Source organism: Paenibacillus amylolyticus (assembly GCF_047302515.1).
Classification (GTDB): domain Bacteria; phylum Bacillota; class Bacilli; order Paenibacillales; family Paenibacillaceae; genus Paenibacillus; species Paenibacillus amylolyticus_G.
Genome location: NZ_CP168019.1, coordinates 6,636,733 through 6,660,555, shown reverse-complemented (window position 1 = coordinate 6,660,555; position 23,823 = coordinate 6,636,733). Strand labels below are relative to the sequence as shown.

Genomic DNA, 23,823 nt, shown 5'->3' with positions numbered 1-23,823 from the left:
GTGGTCGGTCACCCCTCTCCTTCAGCCGGTTCAGAAAAAAAGAAGGCTGAAAATCAGCCTTCTTTATGGCTTCGACACTGCGGACGAATTATCCTTTGAGACATTTTCGATCGCGCGTTTCAGCTGTGCATCATATTGAGGATTGGCAATGCGTTCAATCAGAGCCGCTTCGAGTGATTCAGCGGTTTTCTCGTCAATCTGGCCTGTAGCCTGAATGCCTTTTTGCTTCTGGAATGCCTTGACCGCTTCTTCTGTCTTCTGGTCGTAGTATCCGTCCACACGATCCGGTTTGAAATCGAGTCCTCTCAGCATCGTCTGCGCACTTTTCACATCCGTGCTATTGCTGTCATATTTCAGTGGTAACTTCTCTTTATTAATCGGTGCCACCGAGAAATAATCCGGTTGGTCTACCGCAATATCCGGTTTGATTCCTTTTTCATGAATCCAGTCTCCGTTCGGAGTGAGCCATTTGGCAATGGTAATCTTCAGCAAGCTGCCGTCACCCATTTGTTTGTCATAACTCGTCTGTACGGTTCCTTTACCAAAGGAGTTTTCACCGATCAACTTAGCGCCTGCTGACTGTTGTAATGCACCGGCCAAAATCTCCGAGGCACTCGCGCTGCCTTTGTTCATCAGGACTGTGACTGGGTAAGCTTTGGCTGATCCATTGGATTTACTTTGTTCCTTTTTGCCGTTCTTGTCTTCGACTTGCACAATAACCTTGCCTTTAGAAACAAATTGCTCAGCAATATCAATGACAACTTGCAGTACACCGCCTGGGTCATTCCGTACGTCGATGACCAGACCTTTCATGTTCTGCTTCTCAAGCTTCGCCAATTCTTCCTTAAAGCGATCGCCTGTATTGAGAGAGAATTGGGTAATGGCAATAACGCCAATTCCGCCATCCTCCATGTGAGCATATACGGTCTCCAGATCAATGTCGTCCCGTACAATGACAAATTCAATCAGTTCTGAAGATCCAGCACGTTTAACTTGTACCTTCGCTTCACTGCCCTTTGGACCTCTGATTTTGTTAACAGCCTTGTTCAGTTCCAAACCTTGCAGGGATTCACCGTTTACCGACATAATCATGTCTTTCGCACGAATACCCGCTTTCTCGGCAGGAGATCCCTTGATCGGGGAAACAACAACAACGTTTCCATCCTGTGAGGATACCTCTGCGCCAATACCGGTAAATGAACCTTCGATCGACTCTTCAAACTGAGCAGCTGTTTCCTGCCCCATATAGTTGGAGTACGGATCACCAAGGGATTCCATCATGCCGTTGATCGCACCGTCAATCAATTTGGTCTGATCCACGTCTTTATAATAGTTGCTTGAGATCAAATCCATCGCGGTTTCAATCTTTTTCAAATCGTTCTTCTGCTGCGTATTGCCGGTTACACTGGCCAGCAAACCTTCGCCCGGTGTGGCCTGGCTCGCTATTCCCGGATAAGTCATTAATACCAGGGTTAGTAAACTACCGCCCAGGAGACCCACAATGACAAGCAGTAGCGCCGATCTTTTCTTCATCATCCGTTTGTCACCGCCTTTAGTTTTGAAGCGTGTCAGATTCCATTGTTGCCAGAATCCATTCCCTAAACATGCCAGCTTAGTATATGTCTAGCTTGTACGGAATATGTTTTTTCCATTCGAACGATGGAGCAATAATTACAAATAGTTCATCGGATTTACAGCGGTACCGTTGTCTCTCACTTCAAAGTGCAAGTGAGGTCCAGTAGAGTTCCCTGTATTTCCTGACTCAGCAATGGTATCCCCTTTGCTTACTGTGTCTCCCTTGCTGACTTTGAATCCACCTTCGCGCAAGTGACCATATAACGTCCATAGTCCACCGCCGTGGTCCACAATAACCGTATAACCATAACCGCTATACCATTCAGCCATGATTACGATCCCGCCAGAGGCAGCGTGGACAGAAGTTCCCTGAGGAACAGCAAAATCGACACCGGCATGCATTTTACCCACTACACCCGTAATCGGATGGGTACGGGGACCGAATCCAGAAGAAATACGTCCTCCAGATACCGGTCTGGAGAAGATACCATTCCCGGATGAATAGGTGACCTCACTGCTGCTATCCGAGCTGACTCTGGTTGGCGCCTTGGCTGCAGCTTTCGCCCGAGCCGCTGCTGCGGCTTTTGCTTTGGCTGCAGCTGCAGCCTGCTGTTCACGCAATTTATTTTTCTCTTGAAGAAGTGCCGAACGTTTGCTGGCAATCTGCATTAATACATCTTCCTGCTCTTGTGTCAGCTCTTCTGACTCTTCAATTTTAGCATCATATGAAGCGAGAAGCACTTGCTTTTCCGCTTCTTTTTCATTCAATTGGGACTTGCGCTGTTTCTTCTGTGCATACAGACTCTTGGCTTCTGCATATTGCACATCCAATTCTGCCTTTTTGTCCACAACCAGTTGCTTGTCCGCTTTGTGTTCATCCAGCAGATGCTGATCCTGATCCACAATCGTTTTGAGTGAATCCGCACGGGTCAGAAAGTCAGTGAAGCTAGTAGAAGACAACAATACATCCAGATAGGATACAGCACCGTCCGTATACATCAGACGCACACGTGACTCCAAAAGTTTCTCCCTTGCAACAATGCGTTCTTCTGCCGCTTGCAGATCTTTTTTTGTTGTACGGAGATCTTCCTCCGTGTTCTCGATCTGCAAGGATACACTGGCCAGTTCATCACTAACGACATTGATCTGTTCCATGACAACCTTCAGATAAGCGTTGGTTTTGTTCTTATAATGCTGAGCTTCCTTTTTGTTGGAAGCCGCTTTTTTTTGCTCCTGCTTGGCAGAAGCCGCCTTGCTCTCCAGTTGCTGAATCTGTTGGTCAATATCGCTGATGCTACTCTTGGCATATCCGTCAGAAGGTTGAAGCGTCAAACTGGCCAATAACGTAAAGGCCAGCAGCGAAGCGGTTTTTTTCAAAATGATGATCCCCCATCCTATGATTTCACAAGAAAGCAACCTGCACAGGTGGTGAACAGCATGTTCTTTGCTTTCTTCAATCTTAAAAGACTCCGTCTTTCCTACATATCGTCAAACAGCGTCCATTAATGAACCTGCTTTGCCATTCTTTTCGACATATTCTGCAATTCGATCGTTGAAAACAAAATTAAACGTTGAGTGATTTCCGAATGGACAGTGTACTTCCCAAAATACCTACCAGCACACCGAGTCCGATCAACAGTGTTCCAAACAGCCCCCAGATTTCGCCGAGCGGGATTAAGTTAAGCATCTGCATGAAAACATCCTGACCAATCGTCTTCATCAACTGGCTGTATCCAACAAACAGCACACCAACCGTAATGACCGAGCCAATAAATCCAATGAGTGCACCTTCAATAAAGAAAGGCCAGCGAATAAAGGTATTGGTTGCGCCAACCAACTTCATAATACCGATCTCCCGGCGACGTGCCAGAATCGTTACGCGAATCGTATTCGAGATCAGGAACATGGACATGAGAGCCAGCCCCCCGACAAAAATAAATCCGATGTTACGAACAAGCTTCGTAAATTTGAACAACACTTCCACCGTTTCCTTGCCGTAGTTCACTTTCATGATCGGCTTCTCCGGGTGTTTTTCGTTCAAAGCTTCGATTTTTTGCGCCACAAAAGTGACGGTTTCCGGTTCAATGACCTCAACTTCAATGGTCTCCGGCAGTGGGTTGTTGTCCACATCGAAACCGCTAAGCACGTTATCTGCACTCTCTCCAAGACGCTCACGGAACTCCTTGAGTCCGTCTTCCTTGGATACAAAACGAATCTCACTTACTTCAGGCATCGCGCTGATTTCCTGCTCCAGTGTGTTACGCAGATTCTCGTCCACATTCAGTTCGAGGAACGCGCTGATCTCCACCTGGCTATCAACTTGATTCGCCATGGAGTTCACATTGAGGACCAGTAGCATAAACACACCAAGAATCAATAGCGACACAATGATGGACATGATGGAAGCCACAGACATCCAGCCGTTGCGGAATACGTTTTTGAATCCCTCCCGCAGATGGCGCAAGAGAGTACTAAAATTCATAACCGTATTCCCCTCTCATCTGATCCCGTACAATCTGTCCACTTTCGATAGCGATTACCCGTTTACGCATCGTATTCACGATATCTTTGTTGTGGGTCGCCATAACAATCGTTGTTCCCCGGAAATTAATCTCATCCAGCAGTTGCATAATGCCCCATGACGTCTCCGGATCAAGGTTACCTGTAGGCTCATCCGCGATAATAACCGAAGGGTTATTGACGATAGCCCGTGCAATGGCAATACGTTGCTGTTCTCCACCCGAGAGCTGTGAAGGTTCACGATTTGCTTTACTGCGCAGTCCCACCAAGTCGAGTACTTCCATCACTCGTTTCTTGATATGACGCTTCGGTGCTTCAATAACTTCCATGGCAAATGCCACATTCTCAAATGCTGTCATCCGTGGCAGCAGACGAAAATCCTGGAACACAACGCCGATGTTACGACGCACATAAGGAATCTTTCTTGGCTTCAACTTACCAATATTAAATCCGTTAATGGATATTTGTCCTTTGGTCGGAACTTCTTCTCTGTACATCAATTTCATAAATGTCGATTTACCTGCTCCGGACGGACCGACGATATAAACAAATTCATTGCGGTCGATCTTCACCGACACCCCTTGTAATGCGTGGGTCCCATTGGCGTAGGTCTTCCACACGTCCTGCATTTCTATCACATCATCACTTCCTGCTCGCATAGTTAGCCATTATCATTTCGACACAATCCCGGCATTTCCTTTAAAAAGACCTGAATTTCATCAGGGAAAAATCCACTTCGTTCCTGTTTCAATGGTGAAGCATGGATGCATATGAAGTTTATTGTAACAAATTTGTTACCTATTGAGTACCCGAAAGTTTTCCTGCATTGGATCATATATATAGAAAGTGTTACAAAGTCGGGAACAACAGAAGTATAAAGGAGCGTACGGTTATGAAAAAAATACATTTGACGGTCATTGTTCTATTCTCCATCCTCTTGATCGGCTCCGCGTCTTATGGATTGTTGTATATGTACGTGAATCAACCTGCCCTGCCCAAAGATGTTCATGTTGGCGGCATGCTGGTAGAGGGGAAGAATCGCAAGAATGTATTGCATGAATTGGATGAACAGATCCAAAAGCTGGAGGACTGGCCTGTCACCTTTGAAGTGACTGAACCCAACCCACAGACGATGTCGTATAGCGCAGCTCAGGTGGGGGTGAGCTACAACGTTAACAGCTTGAAATCCGCGATACAGCAGCTGGAGGAAGGTAACCTGTGGGAACGCGCTTATGCACGTTATCATTTTCCGAAAGAGTTCTCTCTCGATATGAGCTACGACTTACGGCCACTTCAAGAACATCTCAGCCCTGCCTGGGAAAAAGAAACCTTCGGTACACCTGCGGACGCTGTTCGCCGCATTACCGCAAGTGACAAAGTTCAATACATCCCGGAAAAAGGCGTCCGCCGGATTGATTGGGATACACTCACAAGTCTCATTCAGACGAAGCTGCACAGGGATTTCAGTGTACTGAACCCGGATGAAAAACCAGCCCCATTGCTGATCCAGGTACCACTGTATACGCTGAAACCCGAAGTAACTCTTGATTCGCTGCGCCAGGAAGGCATTGACCGAAAGATCATCCAGTTCTCCACGGGTCTGGGCAATAGTAGTGAAGGCCGGATACATAATGTCAGCGCAGCGGCGGAAGCGATTAACGGCATGATTTTGCCACCGGATGCCACATTCGATTATGAGAAGGTCGTCCGTCAAGCTGAAAAGGAGTATGGGTTTCGTGAGGCACCGGTCATTGTTAATGGCAGACTAACCCCCGGAATTGGCGGGGGAATCTGCCAGGTATCCAGTACGGTGTATAACGCAGCGCTATTGACGGGTCTTGATATTATTGAGCGTCGCAACCATTCCCTGCCGGTCAAATATTTGCCCAAAGGACTGGATGCCACCTTTGCCTCGGGAGCCATCAATTTTCGCTTCAAGAACAATACAGGAAAATCCTTACTCATTCATGCAGAGGTAAAGAATCACCAATTGATGGTGAAATTTTTCGGTACATTCCCGGAGAATGTCAGCTATTCGCTTGAATCTCGCACCATTGAAACATTAAGTGTTCCGGTAAAGTATGTGTCCAGTACTGTACTGCCTGATGGTGCACAGCAGGTGCTGCAAGACGGACAGCCTGGATATATTGTGGAGACGGTAAGAACCAAGAGGCTGGACGGCAAAGTGGTCGAATCCAAAACGATTACAAGGGACACGTACAAAGCTCAGAATCGTCTAATTGCCCGCTCCGGTCATATTAGCTTGCCAGATCCACAAGAACCTTCTGTTGTCGAGGATGGTATTAGCGATACGAAACAGCCTTAATTTTTTTCAAAGCAACCGACAACTTACAGATCACGGAATGGTACAAACAAGGTCCTGCCGTAATTCATGGATAAACATAAGCTGATCACACGAAAACAAAAAGACACACTTCACGTCCCTTTTGGGGATAAGCGAGAAGTGTGTCTCTACATTTTCAAGATAAATTATTCGAGTTTTACCAAGCTAAGATTAGCTTTACTACCGTAGCTTACGGTTTACTGCATAACGGCCTAGTGACCGCCGCTGTATTCGCCTTGCTCTTCGCCTACAACCATCTTCTCTCTTCCCATGAAGAAGGAAGCGACCAACGCGAGTGCAGCCGGAATCACAGCCCAGGCAAATAACTGCACGATGGAAGAAGACAAGGCATGTGTGATGGTATCCAGCACCTGAGGCGGAATCGCCTGTCTGAGTTCTGGTGAGAGTAACGCATGTGGATCGGTCAGATCCACTCCCTGCGGCACGCCACCCGCTGAAGCACCACCTGCTTCCGCAGCTGAACCAGCGAGTGCATCGTTCATTTTACGCGTAAATACCTGGCTCTGTACGATACCAAAGATCGTAATGCCCATCGTCATACCTAGGGACCGCAAAAAGTTAAGTGTGGAACTTGCGGCTCCGCGTCTTTGCGGTTCAAACGCGTTCATGGCTGCGTTGCTGAGTACGGAGAACGAAGCACCGACACCAAGACCAACCATCACCATGTAGATACGTATCGTCCAAAGGGATGAATTCTCATCCAACGTAGTCAACAATCCAAGTCCAATGACAAGTAAAGCCAATGTAGGGATCATGATATTGCGATACTTGATTTTGGTCATCAACACCCCGCCCAAGGACGCCGTCACAACAGACCCAAGCATCATGGGCAGCAGCACAAGACCGGAGTTGGTCGCTTTACCACCGAGTACCCCCTGTATAAAGATCGGAATGTACACGGATGCTGTAATGAACGCCGCACCACTGAACATACCAATAACGTTACTGGACCAGTAGACCCGGTTGCGGAACATGCTGAAGGAGATGATTGGTTCTTTGGCTTTGGTTTCTGCAAAAAGGAAGAGCAGCGCTAATGCTACAAATCCGGCAAACAAGCCAAGAATCTGCCACGAACCCCAGGCAAACGTTTTGCCGCCAAGTTCCAGACCAAAGATCAGGCACACAACAGCACCGATCAGTGTTACAGCACCCAGCCAGTCGATCTGTTGGGATTGATGCTGATGGGATTCTTTATAGAAGAACGCAATAAACACAAATGCAATCAAGCCTAGCGGCAGGTTGATATAGAATACCCATTCCCATGTCGCATACTGGGTAATGTAAGCACCGAGCAGAGGTCCGAATACGCTGGAGAGACCAAAGACGGCTCCAAACAATCCACCCAATTTACCACGAGATTCTGGTGCAACGACATCAAACATGATCGTAAAGGCAATCGGCACCAAGGCCCCCGCACCAATACCTTGAATCGCTCTGTACATCGTCAATTCCACAATAGACGTTGCCGTTCCGCACAGCGCTGAGCCAAGCATAAACACAATAATACCAAATACAAAAAACTTCTTCCGTCCATACATATCGGATAGTTTACCAAAGATCGGCATCCCTGCCATCTCAGCCACCATGTACGCGGAGGTAACCCAGACGAACTTGTCGAGCCCACCCAGCTTCCCGACAATATCCCCCATAGCTGTTGCCACGATGGTATTATCCATCGAAGCCATTAGTATGCTGAGCAGTAACCCTGCCAGCACCAATCCAATACTGTTTTTACGTGCAACCATTGTACTCAATCTCTCCATTCACGCTCTATTCATATGACTGCATTAGTATATCCGAAAAGAAGTCTGCGTTAATCAGTCCAAGGACCGATTGCTTTGCAGCAAAACTTCCGATTGCGGATGAATTTGCAGGGATGAACGGTATTCCACTGTACCAATCCGGCAGCCAGGACCGATTTTTATTTTATCGCCACGGACAATCTCGGCCTCCGTATTCTCTAATTCAATATCATCACCTTCGATAATCTGTGCTTTGAGAATTGATTTACTCCCCGTAAACAAGTCATTCAACCGTCCACTCTTCACAGAGATGATGGAACCACCCATTTCCTTCACCTCGGATGGACCCATGATTTTGAGTGTGATGTGTTCAGCGCTGAGCATCCCCGCTATCGTCAAACGCCCGTTCAGCTTGATATTTTCTGCCTGACAATCCCCTGACAGATGAAGTTCACCTACCACTTTTATATGCTCAGCTTTGGCATGCAGGCCAGATGCCTGGATTCCATCCTCACCATCGTTGCTGGTCTCTCGCTCTGTTAGAGTCAGGGTTCCGGTAATTTTAATATCTGTGGATTCAAGCGATCCGTATATGACCGATGTACCCGTACATTTGAATCGATCACAAGATAGATTGTCGTTAAAGGACGCGTCCCCTACAACCTTGATCTTGCCGTACACGCCACCAGAAGAACTGCCATCACCAACGATGCTGATATCCATTTTTTTGTCCAATGAACGCCCAAGATTGTTATTCATGTCGATCCCATCCCTTTCTCTCCATATCCAAACTTTAAATTCGCTGACTGCTGCCCACCTTGGCATCCTGATCTACCTCAAGTTCACCTGAATACTCAACCAGTCTGATGTTACAGCCGCGACCGATAAAAATGTTACTCCCCCGAACAATGTCAGCTTCGGTATCTTCCAGCACAATCTCATCACCCTCAATTAAGGATGTCTTAAATGAAGGGGTCCCGCCCAGACCAATACTTTTCCAAAAGCCATTCTGTTGTTCCTTGCGACGAATATCGATACGCTCTCCGCCAATCTCTTTAGCCGAAGAAGATGTATGCAGCCTGATCTCCACTGTTCCCGCATTCAGTAAACCGCTGATCTTAATATTGCCCCGTACATTCAGGGACTCACATTGGACATCCCCTTCAATATCGATCACACCGCCAATATCAATTCGTTCCCCATCTACTCTTCCACGTACGGTACACTTTCCGTTCACTTCAAGTTCAGGGCTATGGAGATCTCCGTTAATCGTCGTCATGCCATCCACCCGGACACGAGAACTGGTCAGAGGTCCATTCAACGTGCACATGCCGTTAATCGCTACACTCTCGGAGGTCAAAGCGCCGTGCATCTTCAATGTTCCATTCACTTCCATAGAGGTGCAGTCCAGGTTGCCGTTCACCTTAGCCATGCCATCGATAGATACACGGTGAAAATTCCCGCCTGCCGTTTGACTTATGCCCGCCACATTCAGATCATTCCGCTTATTCCGCTCTTCCATAGATGATCCTCTCCTTATCCCAATTTGAGTTTTAATTCTTCCATAAATGTTCCCATCGGCTGCCTAAGAACCACTTTCACACCATTGTCAAAATAAAACTCCGTTCCTGCTGTTACCAGCATAAATGAAGGAACACCCATCTTACGAATAAGCACGAGTTCGCTGGGTTTGCCTGTAAAAAGATAATAATGTTCGGACATCACTTCGATCAGCAACGCACCCTCTTGCCGAGTAATATCTCCGCTCATTAACAGCTTATCAAGGACGTAGAGCATCATAATCTGCTCCAAAGCATACAGCGATTGTTCTCGACCTGCTTCTTTTAACAGATCCAGCGAGATCTGTGAAACAATGTTTCGCTCTAATAGTTGCTGTGCAGACATCTCTACTTCACCCAACGTAGGTGAGAATACGTCTGCCAGCTCATCCAGCGATAATCCGTCTTTCATATTGAGAATCTTGTCAATGCGCAGTAAAATCTGTTGTTTGGGAAAAAAGGTCTCTTGTCCGGTGTAGGACGACTTCCGAATGAACCATTCTTCGGGAATGAGATTTTTCCGCTTCCAGCGGTATAACTGGCCGTATGAGATTCCTGTCAGGTCCAACAATTCTTTCTTGGAGATCAAATCATCCGTCATATATGGTCCCCCTTTTTATTGAAATGAGTGTAACATAACATTGTTACGTTGTAAACCACATTGAAAAATCGATGATCAGATTACAGATTTCCACTTTAACCACTGGTGTGAAATTCTTTGTTTTCTACTGTAGATCTTGTTATTGCAATGGAAGCGTAATGCGTATAACCTGTTACATATAAACACTTTGGAGGCCTAGGCATCCGATTTCCATCCCATCGTCTCATGTCAGAACACGTGGTTAACGAACTTATGAAAGGGGTTTCTTATACTCATGGCACTTATTAAATGTGATTTTTACTCGGATACGCTCGGGCTTAGCACCAGCATGCATGTCATTCTGCCGCAACAAACCCACAATCAGATTGGTATGGAGAATGTGACTGGCAAAGGACTGCACCCAACCCTATACCTGCTGCACGGTCTGTCTGATGATGATTCCATCTGGCTGCGTCGGACTTCCATCGAACGTTATGTGGCCAACCTCGGGATCGCCGTTGTTATGCCACAGGTACACCGCAGCTTCTATACAGATATGGTAGAAGGCGGACGTTATTGGAGCTTTATCAGTGAAGAACTGCCGGCACTTGCTCGTTCTTTCTTCCCGCTGTCAGATCAACGGGAGGACAATTTCGTTGCCGGATTATCCATGGGTGGCTATGGGGCGTTCAAGCTGGCCCTTCGTAAACCAGATCAATATGCTGCAGCTGCCAGTTTGTCTGGAGCACTCGATATGTCTGCACATATGGATAGAAACGCATCCTCAGCATTACAACAGACGGAGTTACAACGTATTTTCGGACCAGAGGTGGCAGGCACCGAGAATGATCTGATTCATCTGTTAAAAGAAAATCAATCTAACGAAAGTCCTCGACCTTTGCTCTACCAATGCTGCGGAACGGAAGATTTCCTGTATGAGGATAATCAAACCTTCCGTCAAGCCTGTGAACAGACGAACTTCGAACTGACGTACGAGGAAGGGCCTGGTGAACATGAGTGGGGCTACTGGGATGCCAAGATTCAGGATGTATTGAAATGGTTGCCTTTACAAAAGCGCGATTAGGCGAGAATTGCAATGGAGCTACCGCGAGTAACTAAACTGGTACTCCGATAGTAGAACAACCTACCTTCTTGTACGCGGTTGAGTTCAATATATCTAGAGCACATCGCTGTAAAACACAAAGAAGCAGGCCGTTGAGAACAAAGTTCTCTGGCCTGCTTCTTTGTTGTACTGTTGTATCTGTAAGGGTACCTTATAGTAGCGGTGGTATTAACCGCGGTTCGTAATCCATTGCTCGGTGATCTCCAGTACCTTCTCACTGCGTCCAATCGCTTCAGCAACTTGACCCGAAGCTGTCCCGCCGTAAACATTACGAGCGTTCACAACCGCTTCCGGTTGCAGCACCTCATAGATCCGGTCATCAAACAGTGGTGAGAACTGACGGAATTCATCAATCGTCAGATCCAGCAAATACTTGCTGTTCTGGATGCAGTACAGTACCGTTTTACCAATCACTTCATGCGCCTGACGGAAAGGCAAGCCTTCGCCCACGAGGAAGTCAGCAATATCCGTAGCATTGGAGAAATCCTGGTTGACCGCTTGACGCATCCGATCCTTGTTCACTGTCATTGTCGCGATCATTGGAGCAAACAGTTGCAGTGCACCCTCCAGCGTCGCTACTGTATCAAACATGCCTTCTTTGTCTTCCTGCATGTCTTTGTTGTATGCCAGCGGAAGAGATTTCAGTACCGTCAGCAAACCGATCAGGTTGCCGTACACACGTCCTGTTTTACCACGCACGAGTTCAGGAACATCTGGGTTTTTCTTCTGTGGCATGATGCTGCTGCCTGTGCAGAATGCGTCGTCCAATTCCACAAAACCAAACTCCGTGCTGCTCCACAATACCAGCTCTTCACTCAGACGGGACAAGTGAGTCATGATCAGCGAAGCCGCCGCCAGGAACTCAACGATAAAGTCACGGTCGCTTACTGCGTCCAGACTGTTCTCGTAAACCCCATCAAAGCCCAGTTGTTCCGCCACAAAATGACGGTCAATCGGGAATGTTGTGCCTGCGAGCGCACCTGCGCCCAGTGGCAGGATGTTAATGCGTTTGTAGCTGTCCATCAGACGCTCAGCATCACGTTGGAACATGGATACATACGCCATCAGGTGATGGGCGAACAGAATGGGCTGTGCACGTTGAAGATGCGTATAACCCGGTACGATGGTATCGAGGTTATCTTTCGCTTGTCCAATCAGTGCTTCCTGCAAGGAATGCAGCATGCCTACAAATCCAACGACGCGCTCACGCAGGTACAAGTGCATATCCGTTGCAACTTGATCGTTCCGGCTACGGCCTGTATGTAATTTTCCGCCTACAGGGCCAATCGTCTCGATCAGGTTTTTCTCAATATTCATGTGGATGTCTTCGTCCGATACGGAGAATTCCACTTCGCCCGCACCGATTTTGTGCAGAACGGTCATCAATCCTTCTTTGATAGTCTCTACATCTTCCGCCGGAAGAATACCACATTTGCCCAGCATTGTTACATGGGCCAGACTGCCCTGAATATCTTCCTCAGCCAAAGCCTTGTCAAAATTGATCGATGCCGTATATTCCTCAACCAAATGATTGGTTTGTTTTGTAAAACGTCCTCCCCACAGCTTGCTCACGGTGAGTACTCCCCTTTCGCTCATGGACAAAGCCGCTCCTGCCAGATGTGCAAGAACGGCCTGCCTTGTCATTTATATTGATATAGCTCTATAGATGCAGGTTGAAATTAGTTTTTGTTTTGCTCCACGCCGGAGTTTACTTTCAAACGCAGTGCATTCAGGCGGATAAAGCCTGTTGCATCACCTTGATCGTAGGCTTGCGTTGGATCAGCTTCCATCGTTGCGATGTCCGGATTGTAGAGGCTGACAGGACTTTTCACGCCTGCGCCGATGATGTTGCCTTTGTACAGTTTCACACGAACCGTACCTGTTACGTTCTTCTGGCTTTCAGTCACCAGCGCTTGCAGCGCCAGACGTTCCGGTGCGAACCAGAAGCCGTTGTAAACGAGTGTGCTGTAACGTGTGATCAGGCTGTCACGCAGGTTCATCACTTCACGGTCCATCGTGATGGACTCCATTTTGCGATGTGCTGTGAACAGGATTGTTCCACCTGGTGTTTCGTACACGCCACGGCTCTTCATACCAACAAAACGGTTCTCAACCATATCTACACGGCCAATACCATGTTTGCCACCCAGCTCGTTCAGTTGCTCCATCACTTGCAGTGGGCTCAAGCGCTCACCGTTCAGTGCAACACAGTCACCTTGTTCGAATTCCAGTTCAACATATTCCGCTTGATCTGGTGCATCTTCAGGTGCACTGCTAAGCAGGAACATGTCTTTGTTCTCGTCCGCACTTGGGTCAAACCAAGGATCTTCGAGCACACCGCTCTCATAGCTGATATGCAGCAAGTTACGGTCTGTGGAGTATGGTTTAGCCGCAGATGCGGTTACCGGAATGCCATGTTTCTCAGCGTACGCGATCATCTCTGCACGTCCCGGGAATTGGTTACGGAATTCTTCCAGACGCCAAGGTGCAATTACGTTAATGTCTGGTGTCAATGCAGCCGCGTTCAACTCAAAACGAACTTGGTCATTTCCTTTACCTGTAGCGCCGTGAGCGATGGCTGTAGCACCTTCTGCACGAGCGATGTCCACCATACGTTTAGCGATCAGTGGACGAGCAATACTTGTGCCAAGCAGGTATTGTCCTTCATAGAGGGCACCTGCCTGGAACATCGGATAGATGAAATCTTTTGCGAATTCATCGCGTAGATCGTCGATGTATACTTTGGAAGCGCCTGTTGCCAGTGCTTTTTCCTCCAAACCGTCCAGTTCATCCTTTTGTCCAATATCCGCTGTGAATGCGATAATCTCTGCATCATACGTTTCTTTCAACCATTTCAAAATTACAGATGTGTCCAACCCGCCTGAATATGCGAGTACAATTTTTTCCTTAGCCATGTTCGATGGTCCTCCCCAAGATCAGTTGCTATAAACTTTTATCTATCATCGCGAAATCTGCGCCTAAAATCAACCCATAAAGGCAAATAGCATCTATTCGCTCATTAACGCAGCCATTAATGCTTTCTGTGCATGCAAGCGATTCTCCGCCTGATCAAAGATCAGAGAGTTCGGTCCGTCAATTACACCGGCACTCACTTCTTCGCCGCGGTGTGCTGGCAGACAATGCAAGAACATGTAGTCAGGCTTCGCGCCTTTCATCAGTTCCTCGTCTACTTGATATGCCGCAAATGCCTGCTCCCGAATCTTCTGTTCTTCTTCAAAGCCCATGCTAGCCCATACATCCGTATACACGATATCTGCATCTTTGGCTGCTTCTTGTGCACTGTAGGTTACAGTCACTTCAGAACCGCTCTCCTGTGCGATAATGCGTGCCTGCTCCACAACTGCGCTATCCGGCTCATAGCCTTCTGGCGTTGCTACAGCAACATGCATACCCATCTTCGCTGCTCCGAGCATCAGGGAGTGTGCCATGTTGTTGCCATCTCCGATGTAGACCATTTTCAGACCTGCCAGCTTGCCTTTGTGTTCCAGCACCGTTTGGAAGTCGGCCAGTACCTGACAAGGATGTGCCGCATCGCTCAGGCCATTAATGACTGGAACATCCGCATGCTCTGCCAGTTCAGTTACATTATGGTGTCCAAAGGTACGAATCATAATGCCGTCCAGGTAACGTGACAATACTTTGGCTGTATCATGTGTTGTTTCCCCGCGACCCAACTGGATATCATTTTTGCTCAGGAAAAGTGCGTGTCCACCCAATTGGAACATACCCACTTCAAAAGATACACGCGTACGTGTGGATGATTTTTCAAAAATAAGTCCGATCGTTTTGCCTTTCAACGGTTGAAAAGGTACACCGCTTTTTTGCTTGCCTTTAATCTCAATCGCGAGATCAAGCAGATAACGAATTTCCTCTGCCGTGTAGTCCGTGAATTCGATAAAATCCCGGCCTCTCAAATCAATCTTCTGAACCTTTTCCGTCTGTTGTGCTGTCATGTATAATGGCCTCCTTATTTCCGGTTCCCTGCACCCGCATGGTCAGAAGAGAGAGCAACGTTAACACTTTGTCTGGATGCTTCTCAAGTTTATCCATTCCCGCCTTCTGCAATTTCACCGCGCGGCTACAGGGATTCATCATCTCATTCTGCTTCGAGGCCGGTAATGGCCCCTAGACAGAAAGGTTCTCATTTTTATGTTAGGCTTTCGCCGCTACGTGCTCTTCGATCAATGTGGCTACCAGGGATACTGCCTCGTCGATCTCTTCTTTGCTCACATACAGGTTCGGAAGCAAACGAATCACATTGGGTCCTGCAGAGACAAACAAGATACCGCGTTTTTGTCCAGCAAGCACAATATCACCTATCGGCTCAGCACATTCGATGCCGACCAACAATCCCAAACCACGAACTTCTTTTACAAAGGAATTGCCTGCCAAACGATTCCGCATGGAGCTCATCAGGTATTTACCCATCTCCGCTGCACGCTCTGGCAAACGATCTTCCAGCATCGTTTCGATTGTAGCAATCACAACGGATGAAGCAAGTGGTGTTCCTCCAAATGTTGTCGCATGGCTACCTGGCGTGAACGCATCCCGCAGGAAACCTTTACCCAACATCGCGCCTACAGGGAAACCACTTCCGATGCCTTTGGCAACGGTGAACACGTCTGGCTCAATGCCATAATGTTCGTGCGCAAACAGTTTCCCCGTACGTCCCATTCCTGTTTGAACTTCATCAACAATGAGCAACAATCCATGCTCGTCACACAATTTCCGTACATGTTTGACGAATTCCGGCTCAACCGGATATACACCACCCTCGGCCTGAACCATTTCCAGCATAATAGCTGCTGTGTTGGGTCCAATTGCCGCTTCAAGCGCAGGGATATCATGCAAAGGTACGGTTACAAATCCGGCTGGCAATGGCAAAAATCCTTCTTTCACCTTATCCTGTCCGGTTGCTGTCAGTGTAGCGAGTGTCCGTCCATGGAAGGACTGGGCAAATGTGATCACTTCATAGCGATCTGTACCCTTCACCTTCTGGTGATAACGACGTGCTACTTTAATAGCTGCTTCGTTCGCTTCGGCACCACTGTTACAGAAAAACACTGCGTCAGCACATGTATTGGCTGTCAGCAATGCTGCTGCTTTCTCCTGGCCTGGAATCTGGAACAGGTTGGATACATGCCACAACTCATCAATCTGAGCTTTCAGCTTGGCTCCAACTTTCTCCGGTGCATGGCCCAGGCTAGTTACAGCGAGTCCACACATGAAATCGAGATAGCGGTTCCCCTGATCGTCCCATAACCAGCTGCCTTTACCTTTGACCAGACTGATTGGATAACGCGCGTACGTTTGGAAAAGCGAGCTTTCCGTCTGTGACGCTGTACCTGTTGCTGTTGCGCCCGCTACCGCTGTGCCAGAACCTGGCTGTTCGTTGCCTTTTGCCATGACCATATCACTCCTTATTGGTTGGTGCAACGGCGATTATATAAGAGCTCTTATTTACACTAGATCACTCCGATTGCGGAACCATCTTCCGAACGTATGCATACTCCACTTCGATGACAGAACAACCTTCCGATCGCTGTTATCCCTGGATTTTTTTTATTCCCCTACAATGGGGAAAATCCTGTGATAAAGGCGCACGCTCCGCTTCTTCAGGTTATTTCTGTCCTCTCCGTTATGCATTTTTATTCTTCAGATTGGTTCTGCACCCTACGTTATGTGAGTGTAATATTAGATTTCTTATATAAAAAAGCCGTGCACATATTTTTATTTAAATAAGACTATTAAGACCCTAGCGTATCGAGCAAATTATTGCATACGGATGATTCTTGTTCCGATGATTTCTCCGCCGAGCACTCGGCTCAGGATTTGGGGTTCGCTGCCGTCTACGATGACGACCTCACGTACTTGGCCATGAATACATGCAATTGCTGCACGTACTTTGGGAATCATACCGCCATAGATTTCTCCGGTCTGGATCATGTCCTCAATCTCTTGTACAGATACGGATGGCAGTACTTTTTTCTCGCCGCCTACGTTTTTCATAATGCCTGGAACGTCGGTCACGACAATCATCCGACTTACGCCGAGATGAGACGCCACTGCACCCGCAGCTGTATCTGCGTTGATGTTGTAGCGCTGTCCGGTTGCATCTACACCAACTGGTGCAATAACCGGCATGTAACCCATGTTCACGATGCCTTGGATAATCTCTGCGTTCACACCAGTGACATCGCCTACCCAACCGATCTCTGCGTGGTTTGTAACAGGTTTAGCCTGAATCAGACCCCCGTCCACGCCAGACAAGCCTAGTGCACGACCACCAACACGTTGAATCAGGCGTACGATCTGTTTGTTGATACTGCCCGCAAGCACCATCTCCACTACGTCCAGCACAGGTTCAGTTGTTTTGCGCAGGCCATTAACGAATTCAGTTTCGATACCAAGCTTCGCCAGGTTATCCGAGATCGCAGGACCTCCGCCATGCACGATTACCGGCTGCGTGCCCTGAGACTGCAAATCACGCAGATCCGCAAAGAAAGACTCGGGCAATGCTGCCAGCGTGCTGCCTCCACATTTCATGACAAACATCTGTTTCTCTGTGCTCGCTTCCGTTGCGGTACTCTTGTTTGGCAATGTTGAATTCATGAGGGCAAGCTCCTTTCGTTCAAATATTATAAAAGGCTTAACACTTAAGTAAATCCATGTTAGACGGGTCTAGCCGTTACAAATTCGGATCGTTCTTTTGATCGCTGTTGTCTCCAGGTTTTTTTGATTCCCTTATTTAAAGGGAAAACCCGGAGACAAAGGCGCACGCTTCGCTTCTTCAGAATCGATTCCGACTTTTTCACTATCCCCGTCAATGATCAAACTCAAAAGTTTAATCCTTATAGATGTTCTACATATTTTTACAAAGCAGCTTTTCAATCATGAAGCTGCTAGATTATTAAAACTAAATACAAAATATTACGTGCGATATGCGGCGTTAATTCGGACGTAGTCATACGTCAGGTCACAGCCCCAGGCTGTTGCCGTTCCTTCGCCGTGGTGCAGATCCACCACAATGCGAACTGTATCGGTCTGCAAATAGGCTAATGCCAATTCTTCGTCAAACACGACTGGGCGAGACTGCGCGAGTACGGAGATATCTCCCAAACGAATATCCACCGTATCCGGGTTCACCGGCTGTCCTGCACGCCCTACGGCTGCAATAATCCGTCCCCAGTTAGCGTCAGCGCCAAACATGGCGGATTTCACCAGACTTGAACCGATGACGGTTTTGGCGATTGCTTGCGCGGATTCATCACTTACTGCACCTGTAACTTCTACCTCGACCAGTTTGGTTGCTCCTTCACCATCGCGAGCAATGGCTTTGGCCAACACTTGGCATACATAGGTGAAGCCGGCTGCAAAAGCGTCCCAATCCGGGTGCTCCATCGTCAGCTCTTCATTGCCTGCATATCCACTGGACATAGCTACCAGCATGTCGTTTGTACTCGTATCCCCATCGACTGTAATCATGTTGAATGTATAATTCGTAGCCTGGCGCAACAGGCTCTGCAACGCTTCTGCACCAATGACCGCGTCAGAGGTCATGAAAGCGAGCATTGTCGCCATATTCGGATGAATCATACCCGAGCCTTTGGCGGCTCCCGCAATCGTAACCGTCTTGCCGTTAACCATAACGGAGACGCAAGCTTCCTTTTTCACCAAATCCGTTGTCAGAATCGCTTGTGAAAATTGCTCCGCCTCATTCGACTCCTTGCCCATATGCGCTGGAAGTCCGGTAATGCCTGAATGCACAGCATCCATTTTGAGCAATTCCCCAATGACACCTGTGGAGGCCACAGCCACATCCTCTTCCGCCACACCCAACTCACGCGCAGCAGCCGAACGCATCGCATAAGCATCTTCTTCCCCTTGTTGCCCTGTGCATGCATTAGCATTACCACTGTTCACGATAACAGCCTGAAGGCGTCCGTTGCTCAAGCTTTCGCGCGTTACTTTGAGTGGCGCAGCCTGAAACACGTTTGTCGTGTATACAGCAGCAGCTGTAGCCGCTACATCACATCGGATCGCTCCGATGTCATTACGAGATGTCTTTTTCAATCCGCAGTGAAGTCCACCAGCAGTGAATCCCCCAGGGGTTACAATTGTTCCATTCTCAACCACGATAAAAGTATGTTGCTCCACATTCGTTCCCATATCATATCCCCCGTATGCGTTCAGCTATATGCTGATGATCCGCCTGCTTAACCTGATCCGTTCTCCCTAAGTTGACTCCGAGAAAGCACTCTACACCGAATGTTCCAGTGCTCCTCCTGAATTCCAATCCCTTATGGATATACCGGTGTCATGTTCAGCCCGAGGTTCTCCTCCCATCCCATCATCAGGTTCATATTTTGAATCGCTTGCCCGGAAGCACCCTTCACCAGGTTGTCGATGACCGAAATAATCGTTAAACGCCCTGTGCGAGGATCCACCGCAAATCCGATATCACAATAGTTGGATCCGTACACTTCCTTGGTAGATGGCCAGATGCCCGGTTCACGTACACGTACGAAAGGTCTGTTCTCATAATATTTACGGTACAAATCTACGATCTCCCGGTCACTGTGTTCCCCCACGAGGCTGGCATACATCGTACTCATGATTCCACGTGTCATTGGCACCAGATGTGTTGTGAAGGTAACCGTAACAGGCGTTCCCGTTATACTGCCAAGCACTTGTTCGATCTCGGGAATATGTTGATGTTTATTCAGTTTGTAGGCTTTGAGATTCTCATTCATCTCTGCATAATGATTTGTCAGACTTGTTCCACGTCCCGCTCCGGATACGCCTGATTTGGCATCAATTATAATAGTAGAAGGATCAATCCAGCCTGCCTCTACAGCAGGGATCAGTCCAAGAAGTGTAGCCGTTGGATAACAACCTGGGTTGGATATAAAATTCTGTCCCTTCACTTCTTCGCCATACACCTCAGCCATGCCGTATACCGCTTGTTCCAGCAAATCAGCTGGAGGCGCCGGATGTTTGTACCACTCTTCGTACACTGTTCCATCCTTAAGTCTGAAATCGCCAGACAGGTCAATCACCTTAAGTCCTGCTGCCAGCAGGCTTGGTACGAGCTTAGCACTTACGCCGGACGGGGTCGCTGTGAATACCAGATCCGCACGACTCGCAATTTCAGCCGGATCTACACCGTCGAGTGGCCTGTGAATCACGCCCGTCAAATGCGGAAATCCATCTGCGATGGACTCACCACTGCTCGATGATGAGATCACCGATGTGATTTCAACCAGCGGATGGTTCTGGAAAAAACGAATCAGCTCCACCCCGCCGTAGCCGGTGGAACCGACGATTGCTACTTTTAATTTGTTATTCACTCTCGCTCCCCCAATCTCGATGTATGCGCTACTTGTGCTATGCCCTTGCCTGAACGAGGCCTGAACACAGCAATTCCGTCGCTTATATGCATATTTGTGTATTATTATACGACTCTGGTTATATAAATACAACACTCTATCATCAATTTCACATGGATTTCCATCCAATCCGAATATATCTTTTTTCTCATCCGGGACGAATAGGTATACATCTGTTAAAATACGTATTAGTAGGAAACATTACAATCAGGGTCTCATTCATAACTAACCTGCTAGTCAAGGACATATGAATAGATTCATGATGGTCATTATGAGACGTGGGGGACTATAGTGCATATCGAATCCATTTTACTTATTGTACTCCTTGGCCTGAATATTATTTTTGCGGCAGCAGTCGTTTTCTTCGAACGGAAGGATGCCAGTGCTTCCTGGGCTTGGCTGCTCGTCTTGAACTTTATTCCGGTGTTTGGGTTTGTACTTTATCTTTTAACCGGTCAGAATCTGACCCGATACCGGCTTTTCCAGTGGAAAGAACGTAAGAAGCTCGGGCTAGAGGAACGTATTGAAGCCCAGCTCACGCAGTTGCACGATAACCGCACCCCTTTCCGCAACCAAGCAACCGAGACTAGCCAGGACATGATCTATATGAACCTGAAGCAGAACGGTGCTCTGTTAACGGAGGATAATGCGGTTGAGATCATTACGGACGGAACAGACAAGTTCCAACGGCTCTTGGATGACATCGAAGCGGCCAAGGATCACGTGCACGTACAATACTACATTTATAGAAGCGACCGTCTGGGCAAAAGAATTCGGGATGCACTCATCCGCAAAGCGCGGGAAGGCATCAAAGTTCGTTTGCTGTATGACGCGCTCGGATCGCGGCGGGTATCAAAACGTTTTTTCAAAGAATTGCGCGAAGCAGGCGGTTTGGTTGAAGTCTTTTTCCCATCCAAATTCAGTCTGATCAACTTGCGTATGAACTACCGGAACCACCGTAAGATTGTCATCATCGATGGTAACTTAGGGTACACGGGCGGGTTTAATGTTGGAGATGAGTATCTCGGCTTGAACTCGAAATTCGGTTACTGGCGTGACACACATCTGCGTATTCAAGGGAATGCCGTTCATGCGTTGCAGACCCGGTTCCTCCTGGATTGGAATGAAGCGTCCAAACAACACGACACACCCTACGTTCCGGCGCATTTCCCTCATATTGAAGGCACAGGAAAGATTGCCATGCAGATTGTCTCCAGTGGACCAGATGCAGAGACTGAACATATCAAGAACAGTTATCTCAAGATGATTAATGGTGCCAAACAATCGATTCTGATTCAAACGCCTTATTTTATCCCGGATGCCAGTGTATTCGAAGCTATTCGTCTCGCGTGTCTGTCCGGCATTGATGTTCGCATCATGATTCCAAATAAACCTGACCACGCCTTCGTATATTGGGCTACGTTATCTTATATTGGTGAGTTGCTAAAAGTGGGCGCCAAAGTATTTATATATGATAATGGCTTCATTCATGCCAAAACACTTATCATTGACAGTTTGGTTGCATCCGTGGGAACCGCCAATATTGACTACCGCAGTTTCCGGTTGAACTTTGAGGTTAATGCCTTTATGTATGATGAAACGATTGCGACAGCACTTGTACAAACCTTTGAGCACGACCTGCATGTATCGCGGGAAATGACGCTCGATGAATACCAAAAACGCAGTCTAATCATTCGCTTCAAAGAAGCGATTTCCCGTCTGTTATCTCCGATTCTGTAGTGGTGGCACTCCGATGACAGAACATCCTTCCGATCGCTGTTATCCCCAGATTTTTTGATTCTCTATTCTAAAGGGGAAAATCCGGGGATAAAGGCGAACGTTCCACTTCTTCAGGATATTTCTGTCCTCTCCGTTATGTGAAATGTTAAGTTGAACTTTTAATAATAGAAAAGCAGGTACTCCCTCTCCGTTATCTCAGAGGAGGGCGTACCTGCTTTTTTTCTTAAATTTTCAAACTTATGAGCCTATATTGGCTCACTCATTATATTTTCAACCCGTTCAAACATGTTCTCCCCGCTTAAAACCTTCGCCAAGCACTTCGTGCGCGTTACTGATAATGACAAATGCTCCCGGGTCCACAGACCGGATCAACGCTTTAAGTCTTGGTACCTCATTTTGCCCAACCACGACCATCAGTACGGTTCGTTGGTCGTCGGTGTAACCGCCTTTTGCTTCCAGCTTTGTTAATCCGCGATCCAGATCATCCAGAATAACTTTGCTAATCGCTTCCGTCTGGTTGGAGATAATATACGCCACCTTGGAGAAGCCGAGCCCCATCTCAACGGCATCGATCACTTTACCCGTAACATACAACCCAATTAGTGCATAGAGAGACTGTTCCAATGACAATACAAAAGCAGCCATAATAATAACCGTAGCATCCATAATAACGACACAGAGGGAGTAACTCAGTCCACTGTACTTCTGTACGATTCGTGCAAGAATGCTCATGCCACCTGTTGATCCTCTACCTCGGTATACAATTCCAATCCCTAAACCAACGCCAATCCCACCATACAGTGAACCAAGTAGCGGATTCGTTGTTGGAATGGCCCAATCCTTCGTGAGATAAACTAACAGTGGCAGGACAATACTGCCCAATACCGAGCGAACACCATACTGCTTGCCAATGAGCAGGAAACCCGCAATCAAAAGTGGGATATTAATTGCCCATTGGGTATATGCCGGCTCCCAATTAAGCCATTCCTTGCCCAGAATTGATAACCCGGACACCCCACCCGAAGCGATCTGATTTGGTAATAAAAATAAATTAAAGGCCACTGCAATTAAAAACGAACCTACAATGATAGATACCGTATCCACGACGTTTCTCCATGGACCATTGAGTGGAATGAGGCTAGTTATCCTCTTTTTGCGATTATTGTGAAGTTGTGATCGTTGTTGCATGTTCTCGTGCTCTCCTTTTAT

Annotated in this window: 20 protein-coding genes; 3 read left to right on the top strand and 17 right to left on the bottom strand. The window is 47.5% G+C overall.

Annotated elements, in window-relative coordinates:
- Positions 1–63: 63 nt before the first annotated feature.
- The 4 genes from ACDJ59_RS29140 to ftsE all read right to left on the bottom strand — a co-directional run bounded on the left by ACDJ59_RS29140 (position 64) and on the right by ftsE (position 4,733).
- A complete protein-coding gene (locus ACDJ59_RS29140) occupies positions 64–1,536 on the bottom strand; it encodes a S41 family peptidase (protein ID WP_413407068.1) in 1,473 nt (490 codons plus the stop codon).
- A gap of 135 nt (positions 1,537–1,671) precedes the next feature.
- Complete coding sequence (locus ACDJ59_RS29135) at positions 1,672–2,952, bottom strand: murein hydrolase activator EnvC family protein (protein ID WP_036612408.1); 1,281 nt, start codon at positions 2,950–2,952, stop codon at positions 1,672–1,674.
- A gap of 187 nt (positions 2,953–3,139) precedes the next feature.
- Positions 3,140–4,057 carry a permease-like cell division protein FtsX gene (ftsX, locus tag ACDJ59_RS29130; protein WP_413407067.1) on the bottom strand — a complete coding sequence of 306 codons (918 nt, stop codon included), beginning with the start codon at positions 4,055–4,057 and terminating at the stop codon, positions 3,140–3,142.
- Positions 4,047–4,733, bottom strand: a complete 687-nt coding sequence (gene ftsE, locus ACDJ59_RS29125; protein ID WP_413407066.1) for a cell division ATP-binding protein FtsE — start codon at positions 4,731–4,733, stop codon at positions 4,047–4,049. Before ftsE ends, ftsX begins: the two co-directional genes overlap by 11 nt.
- Before the next feature lie 254 nt (positions 4,734–4,987).
- Between ftsE and ACDJ59_RS29120 the strand changes: the two genes are divergently transcribed.
- Positions 4,988–6,421, top strand: coding sequence for a VanW family protein (locus tag ACDJ59_RS29120; protein ID WP_413407065.1), 1,434 nt, complete (start codon positions 4,988–4,990; stop codon positions 6,419–6,421).
- 230 nt (positions 6,422–6,651) lie between these two features.
- Here ACDJ59_RS29120 and ACDJ59_RS29115 read toward each other — a convergent pair whose 3' ends face one another.
- The 4 genes from ACDJ59_RS29115 to ACDJ59_RS29100 all read right to left on the bottom strand — a co-directional run bounded on the left by ACDJ59_RS29115 (position 6,652) and on the right by ACDJ59_RS29100 (position 10,362).
- Complete coding sequence (locus ACDJ59_RS29115) at positions 6,652–8,205, bottom strand: MDR family MFS transporter (protein WP_413409941.1); 1,554 nt, start codon at positions 8,203–8,205, stop codon at positions 6,652–6,654.
- 72 nt (positions 8,206–8,277) lie between these two features.
- On the bottom strand, positions 8,278–8,961 hold the full coding sequence (locus ACDJ59_RS29110; RefSeq protein ID WP_413407064.1) for a hypothetical protein: 684 nt from the start codon (positions 8,959–8,961) through the stop codon (positions 8,278–8,280).
- Between the two features lie 34 nt (positions 8,962–8,995).
- Complete coding sequence (locus tag ACDJ59_RS29105) at positions 8,996–9,724, bottom strand: polymer-forming cytoskeletal protein (protein WP_036667725.1); 729 nt, start codon at positions 9,722–9,724, stop codon at positions 8,996–8,998.
- Between the two features lie 14 nt (positions 9,725–9,738).
- Positions 9,739–10,362, bottom strand: coding sequence for a YhbD family protein (locus ACDJ59_RS29100; RefSeq protein WP_413407063.1), 624 nt, complete (start codon positions 10,360–10,362; stop codon positions 9,739–9,741).
- Positions 10,363–10,636: 274 nt separating this feature from the next.
- Here ACDJ59_RS29100 and ACDJ59_RS29095 point away from each other — a divergent pair, with 274 nt between their 5' ends.
- Positions 10,637–11,425, top strand: a complete 789-nt coding sequence (locus ACDJ59_RS29095) for an alpha/beta hydrolase (protein WP_413407062.1) — start codon at positions 10,637–10,639, stop codon at positions 11,423–11,425.
- A gap of 207 nt (positions 11,426–11,632) precedes the next feature.
- Here ACDJ59_RS29095 and argH read toward each other — a convergent pair whose 3' ends face one another.
- From argH to argC, 8 genes are all read right to left on the bottom strand, one after another.
- Entirely contained in the window at positions 11,633–13,036 is a 1,404-nt protein-coding gene (argH, locus tag ACDJ59_RS29090) for an argininosuccinate lyase (protein ID WP_413409939.1), read from the bottom strand.
- A 107-nt stretch (positions 13,037–13,143) separates the two neighbouring features.
- A complete protein-coding gene (locus ACDJ59_RS29085) occupies positions 13,144–14,379 on the bottom strand; it encodes an argininosuccinate synthase (protein ID WP_017692004.1) in 1,236 nt (411 codons plus the stop codon).
- Positions 14,380–14,472: 93 nt separating this feature from the next.
- On the bottom strand, positions 14,473–15,438 hold the full coding sequence (gene argF, locus ACDJ59_RS29080; protein ID WP_413407061.1) for an ornithine carbamoyltransferase: 966 nt from the start codon (positions 15,436–15,438) through the stop codon (positions 14,473–14,475).
- Positions 15,401–15,556: a hypothetical protein gene (locus ACDJ59_RS29075; RefSeq protein WP_413407060.1), complete on the bottom strand. Its 156-nt coding sequence runs from the start codon at positions 15,554–15,556 to the stop codon at positions 15,401–15,403. The genes argF and ACDJ59_RS29075 overlap by 38 nt, the downstream gene beginning before the upstream one ends.
- Positions 15,557–15,637: 81 nt before the next feature.
- Positions 15,638–16,891, bottom strand: a complete 1,254-nt coding sequence (locus ACDJ59_RS29070) for an aspartate aminotransferase family protein (RefSeq protein WP_413407059.1) — start codon at positions 16,889–16,891, stop codon at positions 15,638–15,640.
- 366 nt (positions 16,892–17,257) lie between these two features.
- Positions 17,258–18,097 (bottom strand): acetylglutamate kinase, encoded by an 840-nt coding sequence (gene argB, locus ACDJ59_RS29065; RefSeq protein WP_413407058.1) that lies wholly within the window; start codon positions 18,095–18,097, stop codon positions 17,258–17,260.
- Between the two features lie 318 nt (positions 18,098–18,415).
- The gene (gene argJ / locus ACDJ59_RS29060; RefSeq protein ID WP_413407057.1) at positions 18,416–19,654 is read right to left on the bottom strand and encodes a bifunctional glutamate N-acetyltransferase/amino-acid acetyltransferase ArgJ; all 1,239 of its coding nucleotides are present in this window, start codon (positions 19,652–19,654) and stop codon (positions 18,416–18,418) included.
- Positions 19,655–19,785: 131 nt separating this feature from the next.
- On the bottom strand, positions 19,786–20,835 hold the full coding sequence (argC, locus tag ACDJ59_RS29055; protein ID WP_413407056.1) for an N-acetyl-gamma-glutamyl-phosphate reductase: 1,050 nt from the start codon (positions 20,833–20,835) through the stop codon (positions 19,786–19,788).
- 330 nt (positions 20,836–21,165) lie between these two features.
- Here argC and cls point away from each other — a divergent pair, with 330 nt between their 5' ends.
- Positions 21,166–22,614 (top strand): cardiolipin synthase, encoded by a 1,449-nt coding sequence (gene cls / locus ACDJ59_RS29050; protein WP_413407055.1) that lies wholly within the window; start codon positions 21,166–21,168, stop codon positions 22,612–22,614.
- A gap of 279 nt (positions 22,615–22,893) precedes the next feature.
- Here the strand turns inward: cls and ACDJ59_RS29045 are convergent, their stop codons facing one another.
- The gene (locus ACDJ59_RS29045) at positions 22,894–23,802 is read right to left on the bottom strand and encodes a YitT family protein (protein ID WP_036612451.1); all 909 of its coding nucleotides are present in this window, start codon (positions 23,800–23,802) and stop codon (positions 22,894–22,896) included.
- Positions 23,803–23,823 lie beyond the last annotated feature (21 nt).

Coding starts and splice junctions, on each gene's coding strand:
- ACDJ59_RS29070 (WP_413407059.1), bottom strand. CDS start 16,891: ATGGCAAAAGGCAACGAACAGCCAGGTTCTGGCACAGCGGTAGCGGGC.
- ACDJ59_RS29110 (WP_413407064.1), bottom strand. CDS start 8,961: ATGAATAACAATCTTGGGCGTTCATTGGACAAAAAAATGGATATCAGC.
- ACDJ59_RS29100 (WP_413407063.1), bottom strand. CDS start 10,362: ATGACGGATGATTTGATCTCCAAGAAAGAATTGTTGGACCTGACAGGA.
- ACDJ59_RS29115 (WP_413409941.1), bottom strand. CDS start 8,205: ATGGTTGCACGTAAAAACAGTATTGGATTGGTGCTGGCAGGGTTACTG.
- ACDJ59_RS29045 (WP_036612451.1), bottom strand. CDS start 23,802: ATGCAACAACGATCACAACTTCACAATAATCGCAAAAAGAGGATAACT.
- ACDJ59_RS29105 (WP_036667725.1), bottom strand. CDS start 9,724: ATGGAAGAGCGGAATAAGCGGAATGATCTGAATGTGGCGGGCATAAGT.
- argJ (WP_413407057.1), bottom strand. CDS start 19,654: ATGGGAACGAATGTGGAGCAACATACTTTTATCGTGGTTGAGAATGGA.
- ACDJ59_RS29120 (WP_413407065.1), top strand. CDS start 4,988: ATGAAAAAAATACATTTGACGGTCATTGTTCTATTCTCCATCCTCTTG.
- argF (WP_413407061.1), bottom strand. CDS start 15,438: ATGACAGCACAACAGACGGAAAAGGTTCAGAAGATTGATTTGAGAGGC.
- ACDJ59_RS29095 (WP_413407062.1), top strand. CDS start 10,637: ATGGCACTTATTAAATGTGATTTTTACTCGGATACGCTCGGGCTTAGC.
- ACDJ59_RS29140 (WP_413407068.1), bottom strand. CDS start 1,536: ATGATGAAGAAAAGATCGGCGCTACTGCTTGTCATTGTGGGTCTCCTG.
- ACDJ59_RS29085 (WP_017692004.1), bottom strand. CDS start 14,379: ATGGCTAAGGAAAAAATTGTACTCGCATATTCAGGCGGGTTGGACACA.
- argB (WP_413407058.1), bottom strand. CDS start 18,097: ATGAATTCAACATTGCCAAACAAGAGTACCGCAACGGAAGCGAGCACA.
- ftsX (WP_413407067.1), bottom strand. CDS start 4,057: ATGAATTTTAGTACTCTCTTGCGCCATCTGCGGGAGGGATTCAAAAAC.